The 15,326-nt window shown below is 73.4% G+C and carries 17 protein-coding genes and 2 tRNA genes; 10 read left to right on the top strand and 9 right to left on the bottom strand.

What is annotated here, in order from left to right; all coding sequences use genetic code 11:
• Positions 1-150: 150 nt before the first annotated feature.
• Positions 151-1,008, top strand: a complete 858-nt coding sequence (locus ACZ6KF_RS03300) for a fumarylacetoacetate hydrolase family protein (RefSeq protein WP_469158426.1) — start codon at positions 151-153, stop codon at positions 1,006-1,008.
• 136 nt (positions 1,009-1,144) lie between these two features.
• On the opposite strand, the gene ACZ6KF_RS03295 is transcribed toward ACZ6KF_RS03300, so the two are convergent.
• On the bottom strand, positions 1,145-1,663 hold the full coding sequence (locus tag ACZ6KF_RS03295) for a heme-degrading domain-containing protein (RefSeq protein WP_356627283.1): 519 nt from the start codon (positions 1,661-1,663) through the stop codon (positions 1,145-1,147).
• On the bottom strand, positions 1,660-2,745 hold the full coding sequence (locus ACZ6KF_RS03290; RefSeq protein ID WP_469237078.1) for a Gfo/Idh/MocA family protein: 1,086 nt from the start codon (positions 2,743-2,745) through the stop codon (positions 1,660-1,662). Before ACZ6KF_RS03290 ends, ACZ6KF_RS03295 begins: the two co-directional genes overlap by 4 nt.
• A 56-nt stretch (positions 2,746-2,801) precedes the next feature.
• Between ACZ6KF_RS03290 and ACZ6KF_RS03285 the strand changes: the two genes are divergently transcribed.
• The 6 genes from ACZ6KF_RS03285 to ACZ6KF_RS03260 all read left to right on the top strand — a co-directional run bounded on the left by ACZ6KF_RS03285 (position 2,802) and on the right by ACZ6KF_RS03260 (position 8,089).
• The gene (locus ACZ6KF_RS03285) at positions 2,802-4,076 is read left to right on the top strand and encodes an ROK family transcriptional regulator (protein WP_469237075.1); all 1,275 of its coding nucleotides are present in this window, start codon (positions 2,802-2,804) and stop codon (positions 4,074-4,076) included.
• Positions 4,077-4,292: 216 nt separating this feature from the next.
• Positions 4,293-5,198, top strand: coding sequence for a hypothetical protein (locus ACZ6KF_RS03280; protein ID WP_469237073.1), 906 nt, complete (start codon positions 4,293-4,295; stop codon positions 5,196-5,198).
• A 181-nt stretch (positions 5,199-5,379) separates the two neighbouring features.
• Complete coding sequence (locus ACZ6KF_RS03275; RefSeq protein WP_469237071.1) at positions 5,380-5,640, top strand: hypothetical protein; 261 nt, start codon at positions 5,380-5,382, stop codon at positions 5,638-5,640.
• A 110-nt stretch (positions 5,641-5,750) separates the two neighbouring features.
• A complete protein-coding gene (locus tag ACZ6KF_RS03270; RefSeq protein WP_356627288.1) occupies positions 5,751-6,530 on the top strand; it encodes an HAD-IIA family hydrolase in 780 nt (259 codons plus the stop codon).
• A gap of 344 nt (positions 6,531-6,874) precedes the next feature.
• On the top strand, positions 6,875-7,414 hold the full coding sequence (locus ACZ6KF_RS03265) for a hypothetical protein (RefSeq protein WP_356627289.1): 540 nt from the start codon (positions 6,875-6,877) through the stop codon (positions 7,412-7,414).
• Between the two features lie 6 nt (positions 7,415-7,420).
• A complete protein-coding gene (locus ACZ6KF_RS03260) occupies positions 7,421-8,089 on the top strand; it encodes a class F sortase (RefSeq protein WP_356627290.1) in 669 nt (222 codons plus the stop codon).
• 93 nt (positions 8,090-8,182) lie between these two features.
• Here the strand turns inward: ACZ6KF_RS03260 and ACZ6KF_RS03255 are convergent.
• Positions 8,183-8,256 (bottom strand) — tRNA-Lys (locus ACZ6KF_RS03255).
• 207 nt (positions 8,257-8,463) lie between these two features.
• Here ACZ6KF_RS03255 and ACZ6KF_RS03250 point away from each other — a divergent pair.
• Complete coding sequence (locus ACZ6KF_RS03250; RefSeq protein WP_469177805.1) at positions 8,464-9,486, top strand: SPFH domain-containing protein; 1,023 nt, start codon at positions 8,464-8,466, stop codon at positions 9,484-9,486.
• A gap of 90 nt (positions 9,487-9,576) precedes the next feature.
• A complete protein-coding gene (locus ACZ6KF_RS03245; protein WP_356627292.1) occupies positions 9,577-10,182 on the top strand; it encodes a lytic polysaccharide monooxygenase auxiliary activity family 9 protein in 606 nt (201 codons plus the stop codon).
• Positions 10,183-10,316: 134 nt separating this feature from the next.
• On the opposite strand, the gene ACZ6KF_RS03240 is transcribed toward ACZ6KF_RS03245, so the two are convergent.
• From ACZ6KF_RS03240 to ehuB, 6 genes are all read right to left on the bottom strand, one after another.
• Positions 10,317-10,390, bottom strand: a tRNA-Lys gene (locus tag ACZ6KF_RS03240).
• Between the two features lie 100 nt (positions 10,391-10,490).
• A complete protein-coding gene (locus ACZ6KF_RS03235; protein WP_356627293.1) occupies positions 10,491-11,249 on the bottom strand; it encodes an IclR family transcriptional regulator in 759 nt (252 codons plus the stop codon).
• 146 nt (positions 11,250-11,395) lie between these two features.
• Entirely contained in the window at positions 11,396-12,178 is a 783-nt protein-coding gene (gene ehuA / locus ACZ6KF_RS03230; RefSeq protein ID WP_469158434.1) for an ectoine/hydroxyectoine ABC transporter ATP-binding protein EhuA, read from the bottom strand.
• Positions 12,168-12,818, bottom strand: a complete 651-nt coding sequence (ehuD, locus tag ACZ6KF_RS03225) for an ectoine/hydroxyectoine ABC transporter permease subunit EhuD (protein ID WP_356627295.1) — start codon at positions 12,816-12,818, stop codon at positions 12,168-12,170. The genes ehuA and ehuD overlap by 11 nt, the downstream gene beginning before the upstream one ends.
• Positions 12,815-13,462, bottom strand: coding sequence for an ectoine/hydroxyectoine ABC transporter permease subunit EhuC (gene ehuC / locus ACZ6KF_RS03220; protein WP_356627296.1), 648 nt, complete (start codon positions 13,460-13,462; stop codon positions 12,815-12,817). The genes ehuD and ehuC overlap by 4 nt, the downstream gene beginning before the upstream one ends.
• The gene (ehuB, locus tag ACZ6KF_RS03215) at positions 13,459-14,379 is read right to left on the bottom strand and encodes an ectoine/hydroxyectoine ABC transporter substrate-binding protein EhuB (protein ID WP_469237067.1); all 921 of its coding nucleotides are present in this window, start codon (positions 14,377-14,379) and stop codon (positions 13,459-13,461) included. The genes ehuC and ehuB overlap by 4 nt, the downstream gene beginning before the upstream one ends.
• Before the next feature lie 134 nt (positions 14,380-14,513).
• On the opposite strand from ehuB, the gene ACZ6KF_RS03210 reads away from it, so the two are divergent.
• Positions 14,514-15,254, top strand: a complete 741-nt coding sequence (locus tag ACZ6KF_RS03210) for a maleate cis-trans isomerase family protein (protein ID WP_356627298.1) — start codon at positions 14,514-14,516, stop codon at positions 15,252-15,254.
• Positions 15,255-15,326 lie beyond the last annotated feature (72 nt).

Raw genomic sequence — 15,326 nt, 5'->3', positions numbered from 1 at the left:
GGGGCGTGCGGTGCGGGGTTGTGGGCCTCGCCGGCCAGGTCCAGTACGTGAACGGGGTCTTGCGGAGTGGACCTTGCCCTTGGAGGATCGACCAGTCCTCCGGTGGCTGCACCCGCCCGAGGGCGCCCGTGACCGAGGGAGACTGTGATCATGAAGCTGCTGCGAGTCGGTACGGCCGGGGCGGAGCGGCCCGCGCTGCTGGACGCCGAGGGTGTGCTGCGGGACCTGTCGGGACTCGTGCCGGACATCGACGGAGCACTGCTCTGCGACGACGCGGCCCTCGGCCGGATCCGGGACGCGGCCGACGCCGGGGAGCTGCCCGCGCTGGAGGCGGACGGGCTGCGGGTCGGGCCGCCGGTGGGGCGGATCGGCAAGATCGTGTGCATCGGGCTGAACTACCACGACCACGCCCGCGAGACCGGCGCCGAGCCGCCGTCCGAGCCGGTGATCTTCTTCAAGGCCGCGGACACGGTCGTCGGCCCGTACGACACCGTGCTGGTGCCCCGGGGTTCCGAGAAGACCGACTGGGAGGTGGAGCTGGCGGTCGTCATCGGGCGTACCGCCCGCTATCTGGAGTCGGCCGAGGACGGGCTCGCGCATGTCGCGGGGTACGCGGTCGCGCACGACGTCTCCGAGCGGGAGTTCCAGATCGAGCGGGGCGGCACGTGGGACAAGGGGAAGAACTGCGAGACGTTCAACCCGCTGGGGCCGTGGCTCGTGACCGCCGACGAGGTGGGCGACCCGCAGAAACTGGGGCTGCGGCTGTGGGTGAACGGGGAGCTGAAGCAGGACGGGACGACCGCCGAGCAGATCTTCTCCGTGGGGGAAGTGGTGCGCTACGTCAGCCGGTTCATGGTGCTGTACCCCGGTGACGTGATCAACACGGGGACGCCCGCGGGGGTGGCCATGGGGCGGCCGGAGCCCAAGCCGTATCTGCGGGGCGGGGATGTGGTGGAGCTGGAGATCGACGGGCTGGGGCGGCAGCGGCAGGTGTTCGGCCAGGCGTGACGGTCCCTCGGGGCGGGGCCGGTCCCCTGGGGGCGCGGGTGACTGTGCGGGCCCGTCGTGGCCTGTCGCACAGTTCCCCGCGCCCCTGAACGCGCGGTTTTCCGCGCCCCTTCAGGGCGTCGCTCGTCCCGGCGTTCTAGAGGTTCAGGTACTCCTCCAGCGCCTCCACCACGAAGCGGTGGTCCTGGAGCTGGGGGAGGCCCGAGACCGTCACCGCGCCGATGACGCCCACGTTCTCCACCGTGATCGGGAAGGAGCCGCCGTGGGCCGCGTACGCGTCCGGGTCCAGGCGGGAGGAATCCTCGAACGTCGTGCCCTTGGCGCGGAACCGGGCGCCCACCAGGTACGACGCGCTGCCGTAGCGCTCGACCACGCGGCGCTTGCGGTTGATCCAGGCGTCGTTGTCGGGGGACGAGCCGGGCAGGGCGGCGTGGAAGAGCTGCTGGCCCGCGCGGTGGATGTCGACGGCCACCGGCGCCTGGCGCTCCTGGGCCATCCGGACCAGGAGGCAGCCGAGGTTCCAGGCGTCGTCGTTGGTGAACTGCCGGAAGACCAGGCGGCGTTCCTGCGCCTCCAGTTCCTCGATGCTCGGCGTCAGCTCGGGGGTGATCTTCGGGGTCAGCGGGGTCGTCGCGTGCTTGTGCGTGCTCGTCACAGCGTCACCGTCACTCCGTCTCGGGCCGAACGGCGAGCCGCCTCCAGGACGTCGAGGGCGGCGGCCGCCTCCAGCGCGGTCACCGGGTTGGGGCCATCCTCCAGCAGTGCCTTCGCCACCGCCGCGTAGTACGCCGGGTAGTCGCCCGGCAGGGTGGGCTCGGGCCGGCCGCCGCCGGTCAGCGGGGACTCCCCGGAGCCGACGCGGCCCCACAGCGTCTCGGGCTCCGTTCCCCAGTCGGCGCCGGCCGATCCGGGACGCAGGCCCTCGCGCAGGGCGGCCTCCTGCGGGTCGAGGCCGTACTTCACGTACCCCGCGCGCGAGCCGAGCACCCGGAAACGCGGGCCGAGCTGGGCGGTCGTGGCGGAGACGTAGAGGTGGGAGCGGACGCCGCTCGTGTGCGTCAGCGCGAGGAACGTGTCGTCGTCGGTCTCCGCGCCCGGCCGCCGTACGTCCGTCTCCGCGTAGACGGACGCCACCGGGCCGAACAGCACCAGCGCCTGGTCGACGACATGGCTCCCGAGGTCGTACAGCAGCCCCCCGATCTCGGCCGGGTCACCGGACTCGCGCCAGCCGCCCTTCGGCTGCGGGCGCCAGCGCTCGAAGCGGGACTCGAAGCGCCACACGTCGCCCAGCTCGCCGGCGTCGAGCAGCCCCCGCAGGGTGAGGAAGTCGTTGTCCCAGCGGCGGTTCTGGAACACGGAGAGCAGCAGGCCCCGCTCCTCGGCGAGCGCCGCGAGCTCCCGGGCCTCGGCCGCCGTGCCCGCGACCGGCTTGTCCACGACGACCGGCAGGCCCGCCTTCAGGGCGGCGGTGGCGAGCGGCACGTGCGTCTTGTTCGGGGACGCGACGACGACCAGGTCCAGCTCGTCCGCGCGGTCGAACAGTTCGTCGGCCGTGGCGGCGACGCGTACGTCCGGGAACTCGGCGCGGGCCTGCTGCTGCCGCTCGGGGTTCGAGGTGACCACCGTGTCGAGGGCGAGGCCCTCGGTGGCGGCGATCAGCGGGGCGTGGAAGACGGAGCCGGCGAGGCCATACCCGATCAGGCCCACGCGGAGGGGAGTACCAGTCGTACCAGTCATGGCACCCACTTTCGCAACGCTGTTGCCAAAGTGCAAGCGGTGAGGAAAATGGGGGTGTGAACAGGTCGAACGCGGTCTCCCCGGTCCCGTCCGCCGCCGCGGGGGTCAACCTGCCGGCGCTGCGCAGCCACAACGCCGCCCTCGTCCTGGACCTGCTGCGCACCGCCGGCTCCGACGGCATCTCACGGCTCGAACTCGCCGACCGCACCGGTCTCACCCCGCAGGCCGTCAGCAAGATCACCGCCCGGCTGCGGGCCGAGGGGCTGGCCGCCGAAGCGGGGCGCCGCGCCTCCACCGGGGGCAAGCCGCGCACGGTCCTGCGCCTGGTGCCGGACGCCGGGCACGCGGTCGGCGTCCACCTCGACCGGGACGAGCTGCGGGCGGTGCTGGCCGACCTGACAGGGGCCGTGGTGGAGGAGCGGAGGGCCCCGCTCGGGCTGGGCGCGGGCGCCGACGCCGTGGTCGACGGGCTGGTGGGCGAGGTGCGGGCACTGCTCGCGGACGCCGCCGGGGCCGTGCGGCGCGGGGCGGTCCTCGGCGTCGGGGTCGCGCTGCCGGGGCCGCTCGACCATGCGCGCGGGGTGCTCCACCGGGTCACCGGGTTCCCGGAGTGGGACGGCTTTCCGCTGCGGGACGCGCTGACCGAGCGGCTCGGGATGCCGGTCGTGGTCGACAAGGACACCAACGCCGCCGCGCTGCGGCTGGCGGTCGGCGGGGGCCTCGACGGGGTGGCCGACGGGGCGGCCGACGGGGCCTTCGCGGGCGGGGCGGGGTCCTGCGTCGGCGGCGAGGGCGGTGCCGTCGTGGCCGAGGGCGGGTCCTTCGTCGGAGGGAGTGATTCCTTCGTCGGCGGGAGTGGTTCCTTCGCCTACCTCCACCTCGGCACGGGACTCGGCGCCGGGCTGGTGATCGGCGGGCAGGTGCACCGGGGGGCGCGGACCGGGGCCGGGGAGTTCGGGCACCAGGTCCTCCAGCTCGACGGGCCGCCCTGCACCTGCGGCGACCGGGGCTGCGTCGAAGCGCTGTGCCTGGCCGCCGTGGCGCGCGACGACATCGGCGAGGCGGCCCGCGTGCTCGGCGCGGGCGCCGCGAACCTCGTCGGGCTGCTCGACATCGACCTGGTGCTGCTCGGCGGCCGTACGGTGACGGCGGCGCCGGACGTCTTCGTGCGCGGGGTCGCCGAGGTCGTCGGGGCGCGCGCCCGGCGCGAGGGCGGGGGCGGGGGCACGGCGGAGGCGGTGCCGGTGCGGGTCGCGCCGGGCGGGGAGCGGGCGGTGGCGGAGGGGGCGGCACAGTTGCTGCTCGCGCCGCTGTTCGGGCGGGGGGAGTGAGAGGGGTCGGGGTCGGCCGTTCCGGGCGAGGAGGAGCGCCTGGGACTCCCTGTCCGGGCGGGGCGTCCGGGCTCCGCCGCCCGCGCGGGCGTGAGCGCCCGACGCCACCGTCCGGGCGAGGGAAAACCCCCGCGGTGCACTGATCGGGCGTCGTTGCTCCGCCATCCGGAGCGGTGGCCGCGCGGACGTCACCGGTCGCGCCCAGGTTGGGTGTTCATGCGACTGCGTACGTCCGCCCTGCTCGTCCTGTCCCTCGCCCTCGCCCCTCTGGCCCCCCTCCCCGCCCACGCGGCCCCCCACCCCGACCCCGCCCCCGACTGCGCCGCCTCCACCGCCCGCCGCTTCCCCCTCACCACCCGCATCCACGGCGGCCCCGACGCCTACGCGGCCGGCGGCGGCCACGGCGACTGGTCCCTCGACCTCACCAACACCACCGACCGCCCCTGCGCCGGCGTCCACCCGGTGGTCGTCCTGGTCGACGAACGGCGGGACCTGAGACCGGGTCAGGTGAGCCTGGAGTTCTCCGACGGTCCACGCGCGCACCGGGTGCGGTTCGAGGCGACGGAGGAGGACGAGCTGGTCGGCGCGTTCGGCGGCCGGTTCCCGGGGTTCACGGTGGCGCCGGGGCGGACCCTCACCGTGCGGGTGAGGCTGGCGATCGCCTCCGACGCCGTACCGAACGAAGTCACCGCCAACGCGGCGGTCGTCCGGCGGCGTGCGGGGGACGGCGACTGGGTGGGGCAGTCGAACGACTACCGCTTCCGCATCGAGGGCGGCGACACCGAGGCGGGCGACGCCGACGCCGTCGAGCCCGGAGAGGCCGCAGGCCGAACGGCGCCGGGCGATCCGGCCACGGACTCCCGTCAGGACCCGCCCCCGCGGGACCCGCGCCCTTCCCCGGGCGCCCCCGCTTCCGCCACCCCGACCCCCGACGCCTCCCTCTCCCTCACCGAGGAACCCGCCGACGGCCTCGCCGACAACCCCGGCGGCGAACCCACCGACGCCCTCAACCACCGCCTCGCCGCCACCGGCCTTCCCGCCCGCCGCGGCGCCCTCGCCGCGACCGGCGTGCTGTTCCTCTCCGCCGGCAGCGTCCTGCTCCTGGCCAGCCGACGCCGCTGACGCCGACCTCCGTCGCCGCTGAACGTCCCGGTGACGGGCCTGTCGTGCCGTTCGGTGACACCACCCGTGCCCATCGCGGAGTCGCCGACCGACCAGCCGGCCGGCGCGGGTGTGGCCGAACAGCCGGCCGGGATGCCGGCCTCGCCTGCTTCGACTCCGCCCTGGCCGGTGCGGCCACCCGGTGACCGGCGGCCGCACCGCCATCCTGACCTGCACGACCTTCTGCCGGCAGGAGAACCCGCAGAAGGGCGAGGTCACCGTCTCCTACGACGGTGGGGCGCCCGTCACCGTGCGCACCTGCACCGCCGACGTGCCCTCCCGCACCGGGACGGTGACCCTCCAGGTCCCGGCCGGCACGTCCACCGCCCGCGTCCGGTTCCGCCGCACCGCGGGCGACAACTGGTTCCGGGTGATCGACGGGGTCCGTTCGGCGCAGTCCTGACTAGGCTGAAGGGCGTCGGTACGCCGTGGTTCCGGCGCCCTTCCCGCACGTACTGCAGGACGTCTCGGCACGTACTTGCACGACCCACGCACGCCAGGAGTTCGAAGCACATGGCAGAACGCAAGCCGATCGAGTCGTGGCTCACCGACATGGACGGTGTCCTGATCCACGAGGGCGTGCCGATCCCCGGCGCCGACGCCTTCCTGAAGAAGCTCCGCGACACGGAGCGGCCGTTCCTCGTCCTGACCAACAACTCGATCTACACGCCGCGCGATCTGCACGCCCGGCTGCGCCGCATGGGCCTCGACGTGCCCATCGAGAACATCTGGACCTCCGCCCTGGCCACCGCCAAGTTCCTGGACGACCAGCGGCCCGGCGGCTCGGCGTACGTCATCGGCGAGGCCGGTCTGACCACCGCCCTGCACGACATCGGCTACATCCTCACCGACCACGAGCCCGACTACGTCGTCCTCGGCGAGACCCGCACCTACTCTTTCGAGGCCATGACCAAGGCCGTACGGCTGATCAACGCGGGCGCCCGCTTCATCTGCACCAACCCCGACGAGACCGGCCCCTCCACCGAGGGCCCGCTTCCGGCGACCGGCGCCGTCGCCGCGCTGATCACCAAGGCGACCGGCAAGAAGCCCTACTTCGCGGGCAAGCCCAACCCGCTGATGATGCGCACCGGCCTGAACGCCATCGGCGCCCACTCCGAGACCAGCGCCATGATCGGCGACCGGATGGACACCGACGTCCTCGCCGGCATCGAGGCCGGGATGCAGACCTACCTGGTGCTCACCGGCCTGACCCGGCCGGAGCAGGTGGAGAACTTCCCCTACCGGCCGTCGAAGATCGTCGACTCGATCGCGGACCTCGTCGAGCGGATCTGACGGTTCGCGCCGGATACGCCCGCGATCGGAACCGCGGGGGATACCCCCGAGATCGGAACCGACGGGTCGCGGGGGGGATACCCCCGGGATTGGAACCGACGGGTCGCGGGGGGATACCCCCCGGGATTGGAACCGACGGGTGACGGGTCGCGGCGGACACGCCCGCGATCGTGAACCGACGGGTCGCCGGGGGACACCCCTCGACCGGACCTGACGGTTCACGGGGGGACAGTCCCCCTAAACCGGACAGGCGGCAGATCTCACCCGAGCGGAGCAACCCCGGTGCCGTCGAGGATGCGGTGCCGGGGCCCGCGGGGGAGCCTTCGGACAACTGGAGGTTCACGATGGGCTCACTGCCACTCACCGTCCGTGCCGGCGTCCTCGCCGCCGGCCTCGCCGTGGCCGCCCCGCCGGCGCACGCGGCCGGCGGCGGGGTCTCGGTCAGTCCCTCCACCCCCGCCCCCGGCAGCGACCTCGCGCTGCGGGTCACCGGCTGCCCCGGCGCCACCGGCACCGCGGCCTCCGCCGCCTTCGTCGCCGACGCCCTGCTCACCGGCGCCGAGGGCACGCTGACCGGCGAGACCCGCGTCCGCTCCATGCTCACGCCGGGCACGTACGAGGTCCGGGTCGACTGCGCCAGCGAACGAACGCCCAGGACGCTCCGGGCGGCCCTCACCGTCGCCGGCGCGGACGCCCCCTCCGCCCCCGCCTCCCCGGTCGCCCCCGTCACCGCCGGAGGGGGCGGTGCGGCCCGCCTCGCCTCGGTGGACGCCGCCGAGACCGGCCCCAACATCGCCCAGACGGTGACCGGCCTGGTCCTCGCCGGCGTCGCCGCCGTGGCCGTGGTGCTCACCGGCGCCCGCCGGAGCCGCAGGACGGACTGAACGGCCATGCACGACCCGGAACACTCCACCGGCGCCGGCCGCCTGGTCATGGGCCTGACCTGGGCGGCGCTGCTGCTCGGGCTCTGGCTGTGGGGACAGGGGGCGACCGACGTGCCGCACGGGACGGCCGCCGCCCCGGCCACCGGTGACATGGCCGCGGCCGGCCGCCCGCCCCGCGCCGCCCTGCCGTCCGCCGCCCGGCCCCTGCCCGACGCCCTGCCCCAGCGCCTGGACGTCCCCGCCCTCGGCGTGCGCGCCCCGGTCGTCGCCCGCGGCCTCGACCGGCGCGGCGCGCCCGAGCCGCCGCCCTACGACCAGTCCGGCGTCGTCGGCTGGTACGCGGCCGGCGTCCGGCCCGGCGCCAGGGGAGCGGCGCTGCTGGTCGGGCACGCCGACACCGAGACCCGCCCGGCCGTCTTCCACCGCCTCGACCTGCTGCGGCCTGGCGAGCGGGTCCGGGTCGTCCGCGACGACGGCACGATCGCCGAGTTCACCGTCGAGGACGTCGCCGTCCTCACCCGCGACCGCTTCGACGCCCACCGGGCCTACGGCGTCCGGCAGCCCGGGCGCGCCGAGCTCCGGCTGATCACCTGCGCGGGCGTCTTCGACCGGGAGACCCGGAGCTACTCGGCCAACGTCGTCGTCTCGGCGTATCTCACGGGCGCCGGCCCCTGACGGCTCCGGCTCCGGCCCTTGACCGGCTCCGGCTCCGGCCGTTCCCGGGCAAAGCGAAAGGCCCCTCGCTGCTGCGAAGGGCCTTGCTGTCGGTGCGCCGCCAGGGACTCGAACCCCGGACCCGCTGATTAAGAGTCAGCTGCTCTAACCAACTGAGCTAGCGGCGCCTGCTGACGTCGTTAACTCTACATGACCTGCGCGGGTGCCCCGGACCACCGGCCGGGGTCCGCGAGGGGGGCGGGAAGCGCCCGGCGCAGGGGACGGGGGCGGCGTACATCATTCGGACCGTCAACATGCGAGCCGGAAAGACAGTTGTGAAACTGATCGTCGTGCACCGTCCTGGACGTCTCCGCCCGGAGTGTGAGGGGAATCGCATGACGGCTCCGGCATCCGAGCACTTCGATCCCCCGGCGGACCGTCGCGACGTCGAGGCGGTCCGGTCGGCCCCGGCCCGTGCGGCCCGGCTCATCCACACCGAGGCGACCACCGAGATCCCCGTCCACCTGCTCTTCCGCGACGATCCCGACCCGGTGGCCACGCCGCCGGGGCCGTCCGTGGTGGGCAGCCGGCAGGGGAGCGGGGAGCAGCCCCGGGTGCGCCGCCCGGTCCCGCTGCGGGCCCGCCCGGTCCCGCGGGTCGACCCGGCGCTCACCGAGCGGCCGGGGCGGGTGCTGCCCGGCGCGGCCGGGGTGCTCGCCGGCGCGGCGGGCGCCGCCGGGTGCGCGGTCACCTCCTGGTGGGCGGGCGTGCTGCCGCCGGTCGCCGTGGCCGCCCTGGGGCTGCCGGCGTCCGCCGCGACCGGGCCTGGACCGGCGCAGTGGGCGTCGTACGCGGGCGCGGGCGCGCTCGCCCTGTTCGGCTTCGGAGGGCTCGCGCGCGGGCGCACGGGGCGCGCCTGGGTGCTCGGGCTGTTCGGCCGCTACCGGGGGACCGTTCGGCACACCGGCCTGATGTGGGTCAACCCGCTGCTGCTGCGTCGCCGGGTCGACGTACGGCTGCGGCACTGGCGCAGCGAACCGATGCCGGCGGTGGACGCGAGCGGGGCCGCGCTGCGGGTGGTCCTGCTGGTGGTGTGGCGGGTGCGCGACACCGCGCGGGCCGCGCTCGGAGTCGAGGACCACGAGGCGTACCTGCGCGCGTGCGTGGAGGCGGCGCTGGTCCGGGTGCCGGTGGAGGCGCCGGGCTCGGGGCGGGGCACGGTCGCGGCGGCGGGGCAGACGCTCACCCGGCTGGCTGCGGCGGACACGGCGCCGGTCGGCCTGGAGGTGTTCTCGGTGCTGCCGGTCCGGGTCGAGTACGCCCCCGAGGTGGCGGCGGAGAGGAGCCGGCGGCGGATCGCCGCGCCGGACGACGCCACGGCGGGGTTCTGCGCGAGGTGTGGTGAACCCGGTCCGTGATTGGTATGGACATGTTCAACTCACGGCAATAATCTGAACTTGGTCTAGACCTGCAAGCTCAATGATCCTCCCCACATCAGGAGCGGCAGTATGCGCAAGAAGACCAAGTTGTCCGTCGCGATGGTGGGCCTGGCCACCACGGGAGCGCTCGTGCTCTCGTCCGGCGGCGCCAGCGGTCACGGCTACACCGACCTGCCCATCAGCCGGCAGAAGCTCTGCCAGAACGGCACCGTCACCAACTGCGGCAACATCCAGTGGGAGCCGCAGAGCGTCGAGGGCCCCAAGGGCTTCCCGGCCGCGGGCCCGGCCGACGGGCGGATCTGTTCCGGCAACAACACGCCGTTCGCCCAGCTCGACAGCCCGCGCACCCCGTCGGGCGGCGCCTGGCCGGCGACGAAGGTGACCGGCGGCCAGAGCTACACCTTCCGGTGGCAGTTCACGGCCATGCACGCCACGAGCGACTTCAAGTACTACATCACCAAGCCGGGCTGGAACCAGAACCACGCCCTCGCCCGGTCCGACCTCAACCTCACCCCGTTCCTGACCGTCCCCTACGGCGGTCAGCGTCCCCCGCAGACCCTCTCCCACAGCGGAACACTGCCGACCGGGCTCAGCGGCCGGCACGTGATCCTCGCGGTGTGGACGGTCGCGGACACGGCGAACGCGTTCTACGCCTGCTCGGACGTCACGTTCTAGCGGTGACGTTCCGGACGTAATGGTCCGGACGTAATGGTCCGGAACGTGACGCTCTGCACGTCACGTTCCGGACATGGCGTTCCGGTCGGGACACGCGAAGGAGCCCCCCGCTCGCGCGAGGGGCTCCTGTGCTGTGCGCCGCCAGGGACTCGAACCCCGGACCCGCTGATTAAGAGTCAGCTGCTCTAACCAACTGAGCTAGCGGCGCATGACTCCCGCCGTCCGCTCCGCGCGGTCGGCGACGAAGAAAATAGTACCTGGTCCGCGGAGGTGCTTCCGACCACCGCGGACCAGGCACCGGCCTGCGCCTACACCGTCAGCGACAGGAGCATCCCGGCCGCGTTGCGGTTGAGCGTGTCCGCCGCCTGGCGCAGGCGGTGGGCCTGCTCCACCGGCAGCGACAGCGCCAAAGACCCCACCGAGGCGCCCGCGGTGATCGGGACGGCCGCGCAGACCGTGCCCACCGCGTACTCCTGGAGGTCCAGCACCGGCGCCGTGGGCGGCTGGGCCGAGAGCCGGGACAGCAGCAGCCTGTCGCTGGTGATCGTGCGCGACGTCAGCCGGGCCATCCGGTACCGGGCCAGATGGTCGCGCCGGCCCGCGTGGTCGAGCTGGGCGAGCAGGCTCTTGCCCATGGCCGTGGCGTGGGCGGCGTGGCGGAAGTCCACCCACTCGTGCGCGGCCGGCGCCGCGGGACTCTCCGCGTACTGGTCGATCCGTACCTCCCCGTCGACGTACCGGCCGAGATACACCGCGGCTCGTACCGAGTCGCGCAGCCGGTTGAGGTTGTGCTGGAGCTGCTCGCGCACGGCCTGGTCACGGCCGTGCGACGAGCCGAGGCGGGCGAGGGCGCCGCCGGTGACGTACGCCCCGTCGGTCACCTGCTCGACGTAGCCCTCGCGCCTCAGCATGAGCAGGAGCGTGGTCAGGCGCTCCGGGCTCATGCCGGTGTGGCGGGCGATCTGGGTGTCGGTGACACCGGTGGAGTGCCGCGCCACCGTCTCCAGGACGCGCAGGGCGTCCTGAGCCGAGTGGTACGGCGCGGTCGGCTCGTGCTTCAGCGCCACGGTTTCCCCCTGTGCGCTTGCTGTCTTGCCGTAATCCGGACGGCGGATATGTCCTCACGATAGCCGTGGGGGAGTGCGCCGTAGGTGAATGTCGAACGGATTACGCCCCGAGGGACGGCCGCACCCCGGGTTGGCATATGCCGACGTCACAGCACCGCGCCGAGGAACTCCCGGGTCCGCTCGTGCTCCGGGTCGGCGAAGATCTTCTCCGGCGTCCCCGACTCGATGATCCGGCCCGAGTCGAACATCAGGACCTGGTCGGAGATGTCCCGGGCGAAGTTCATCTCATGGGTGACGCAGAGCATGGTGATGTCGGTGCTGCGCGCGATGTCCCGCAGCACGTCCAGCACGCCCGCGACCAGCTCCGGGTCGAGCGCGGAGGTCACCTCGTCCAGCAGCAGCACCTGCGGCCGCATGGCCAGCGCCCGCGCGATCGCCACGCGCTGCTGCTGGCCTCCGGACAGCCGCGAGGGCCGGGCGTCGCACTTGTCGGCCAGCCCGACCATGTCCAGCAGCTCTCGGGCGCGCGCCTCCGCCTCGTCCCTGGACAGACCGAGGACGGTGACCGGCGCCTCGGTGACGTTGCGCAGGACGGTCATGTTCGGGAACAGGTTGAACTGCTGGAACACCATCCCGATCTTCTTGCGCACCTCGCGGCGCCGCTTCTCGGAGGCGGGGAACAGCTGTTGCCCGTCGACGGTGATGGTGCCCTCGTCGGGCTTGGTGAGGGTCATCAGCAGCCGCAGAATCGTGGTCTTGCCCGATCCGGACGGGCCGATGAGGGTGACGTGCCGGCCCGCGTCCACCGAGAAGTCCAGGTGGTCGAGGACCGTGTTCTCGCCGAACCGTTTCGTCACCCGGTCCAGACGGATCAGCGGGGACCGCTCGGGGAGGGCGTCGGCCGGCTGCTTGCTGCTGTCAACGGACAAGACGTCGCTCCAGGGTGCGCAGAAGAAGGGAGGCCAGGTACGAGACGACGACGAAGGCGACGCCGATCACGGTGAGGGGCTCGGTGAACCGGAAGTGCTCCTGGGAGAACAGCCGCGCCTGACCCAGCATCTCCAGCACGGTGATCGCCATCAGCAGCGGCGTGTCCTTGAGCATCGACATCACGTAGTTGCCGAGCGCCGGCACCACCCGGCGGACCGCCTGCGGAAGGATCACCGCCCGCCACGTCCGCGTCACCGGCAGGCTCAGCGCCGTCGCCGCCTCCCACTGGCCGGCCGGCACCGCCTCGATGCCGGCCCGGTAGACCTGCATCGTGTACGTCGAGTAGTGCAGCCCGATCGCGAGGACGCCGGTGGCCATGGCGGAGAAGGCCAGCCCCCACTCCGGCAGTACGTAGAAGAGGAAGAACAGCTGCACCAGCAGCGGCGTGTTGCGCACGAACTCCGTGAACGCCCCGACCGGCCAGCGCACCCAGCGGGTCGGCACGCGCATCAGCAGCGCCCACACCAGCCCCAGGGCGAAGGAGATCAGCGAGCCCAGCACCAGCGCCTGCAGGGTGACGGCCAGGCCGTCCCAGAAGTGCGGCATGAAGTCGCGTACGGCTTGCCAGTCCCAGTTCACCGGGCCACCCCCGCCTTCAGCCGGCGCTCCAGGCCCCGCATCAGCCGGGTGAGCACGAACGCGATCAGGAAGTAGATGACGAGCACGTACGCGTAGATCTCCGCGCTCTCCTGGAGGGCGAGCCGCACCAGGTTGCCGCTGAACGCCAGATCGCCCATGCCCATGACCGACACCAGGGCGGTGCCCTTGAGCAGTTCCACGAGCAGGTTGGAGAAGGAGGGGATCATCTCGGGCACGGCCTGCGGCAGCAGGATCAGCCGCATCCGCTGCCAGGGCGTGAAGCCGAGCGCGATGCCGCCCTCCCGCTGCGCGGGGTCGACGGCGTTGAGCGCGCCGCGCACGATCTCCGTGCCGTACGCCCCGTAGGTCAGGCCGAGCGCGAGCGTGCCCGCCCACAGCGGCACCAGCTGCCAGCCGAAGGCCAGAGGCAGCACGAAGAACACCCAGAAGATCATGACCAGCGCCGAGGTGCCGCGGAACACCTCGGTGTAGAGGCCCGCGAGGAAGCGGACGATCCACAGCCGGTGGGTGCGCGCGACGCCCACGACGAAGGAGACCGCCGTCGCCAGCAGTCCGCTGAGGACGAGCAGCTGGATCGTGACCCAGACGCCCCCGAGCACCAGTTCCCACAGTCCGGAAGTCATCCGCCGCACAGCTCCTTCGCGGTCAGCTCCGTCATCTCGGCCTCGGTGAACCCGAACGGCCTGAGGATGCGGAGCAGCTCGCCGCTGTCCTTGAGCTTGTGCAGCTCGACGTTGAAGGCGTCGCGCAGCTTCGTCTCGGTGGGCCGGAACGCGAAGGCGCCGCCGTCGATGCGCGGTTTGCCGTCGACGACCGGCTTGAACGGCTCGGTCGCCTCGGTCCTCGGGAACTTCTTCACCACGTCGCGGGCGGTGACCGCCGTCGCGGCGAACACGTCCACGCGCCCGGCCTCCACCGCGTTCAGCCCGGCGACCTGGTCGGGGACGATGAGGAGGTCGCTCTCCGCGTACCCGGCCTCGACCGCGTACTGGATCTGCGCGTAGCCGGTGCCGGTGGCGAACCGCGCCTTCTTCGCCACGACGTCCCGGTAGTCGCGCAGCCCCAGCGGGTTGCCCTTGCGCACGACGAACGAGTCGAGCATCTGGTAGTCGGGGTCGGCGAAGATGACCTGCTCGCAGCGCTCCGGGTTGACGTACATGCCGGCGGCGACGACGTCGAACTGCTGCGAGTTCAGCCCGGGGATCAGCGAGCCGAACTCGGTCGGCACCGGCTGGACCCGGTCCACCCCCAGCCGCTTGAAGACGACCTTGGCCAGTTCCGGCGCCTCGCCGGTCAGCTCGCCGTTCCTGTCGATGTACCCGAAGGGGATCTCCCCGGCGATGCCCAGCCGAACCACGCCCGCCGCCCGGATCCGTTCCAGCAGGTCACCGCCGTCCCTGCCCGACTCGGTCGCCACGCGCGAGCAACCCGAGGCGCCGAGCACGCCGAGCGCGGCCGCTCCCGCGAGCAGCGAGCGACGGGTCGGACCTGGCGGGCGGGGTCTGTTTTCGGCTGTCCCTGTTCCCTGTGGTGAAGCCATGGGCGCGCGGCTACCCAAAGTCCATTCCGCTTATGCGGACGGCTTTGGACGGCTTTCGGGCGAAGGCGGGTACCCGAGGCGGTGCCGCGAACGGCAGGACCGGTACCACTCGCAGGGATCAGCAGGAGGCTGACATGACCGCACTCGGAATTCTCTACCCGGGGCATCCGGCCGAGGACGACTATCCGCGCATCGAGCAGCTCCTGGGCAGTGACATCCGGGTCGACCTCGTCCGCACGGAGGGCGAGGAGCGGTTGCGGGGGGCTACCAGGGAGGACGTGCTGCGCGAGCTGGGCGCCCCGCAGCGGCTGGCGGCGGGCGTGGAGGAGCTGCGGCTCGCCGGGGCGGAGGCGGTGGTGTGGGCGAGCACCGAGGGCAGCTTCGTGCACGGCTGGGACGGCGCCCTGGAACAGGCGCGGTCGCTCGCGGTCGCGGCCGGGATGCCGGCCTCCTCGACGGCGATCGGCTTCGTGCACGCGGCGCGCGAGCTGGGGGTGCGCCGGGTGGCGGTCGGCAGCACCGCCCCGCGGGAGGTGACGGCGCTGTTCGGCCAGTTCCTGCGGGCGGCCGGCCTCGAGGTGGTCTCCGTGCGGGCCGGCGCCGGCGGGGCCGCGGCGGACGGGGCCGGCTGGGGCGAGGCCGAGCTGCGGGGGCTGGTCGGCGAGGCGGACCACCCGGACGCCGAGGCGCTGCTGCTGCCCGACGCCGCCCTGCGCACCGCCGCCCACCTCACCACCCTGGAGCGCGGGCCGGGCAAGCCGGTCCTCACCGCCAGCCAGGTCACCGTGTGGGAGGGACTGCGCCTGGCGGACCGCCGGGTCAACGCTCCCGTCCTCGGCGCCCTCTTCACCCGGGAGCCGCTCGTGCAGGCGTGAGGCCGGGACCGGGGAACGCGGGATCGGGGAACAAGCGGGGGGCGCCTCCTGTTGGCACCGTGCGTACGGAGA

The sequence above is a fragment of the Streptomyces sp. NPDC046379 genome (genome assembly GCF_055587785.1).
The sequence above is the reverse complement of the archived record's forward strand: the minus strand, read 5'-3'. Positions and strand labels throughout refer to the sequence as shown.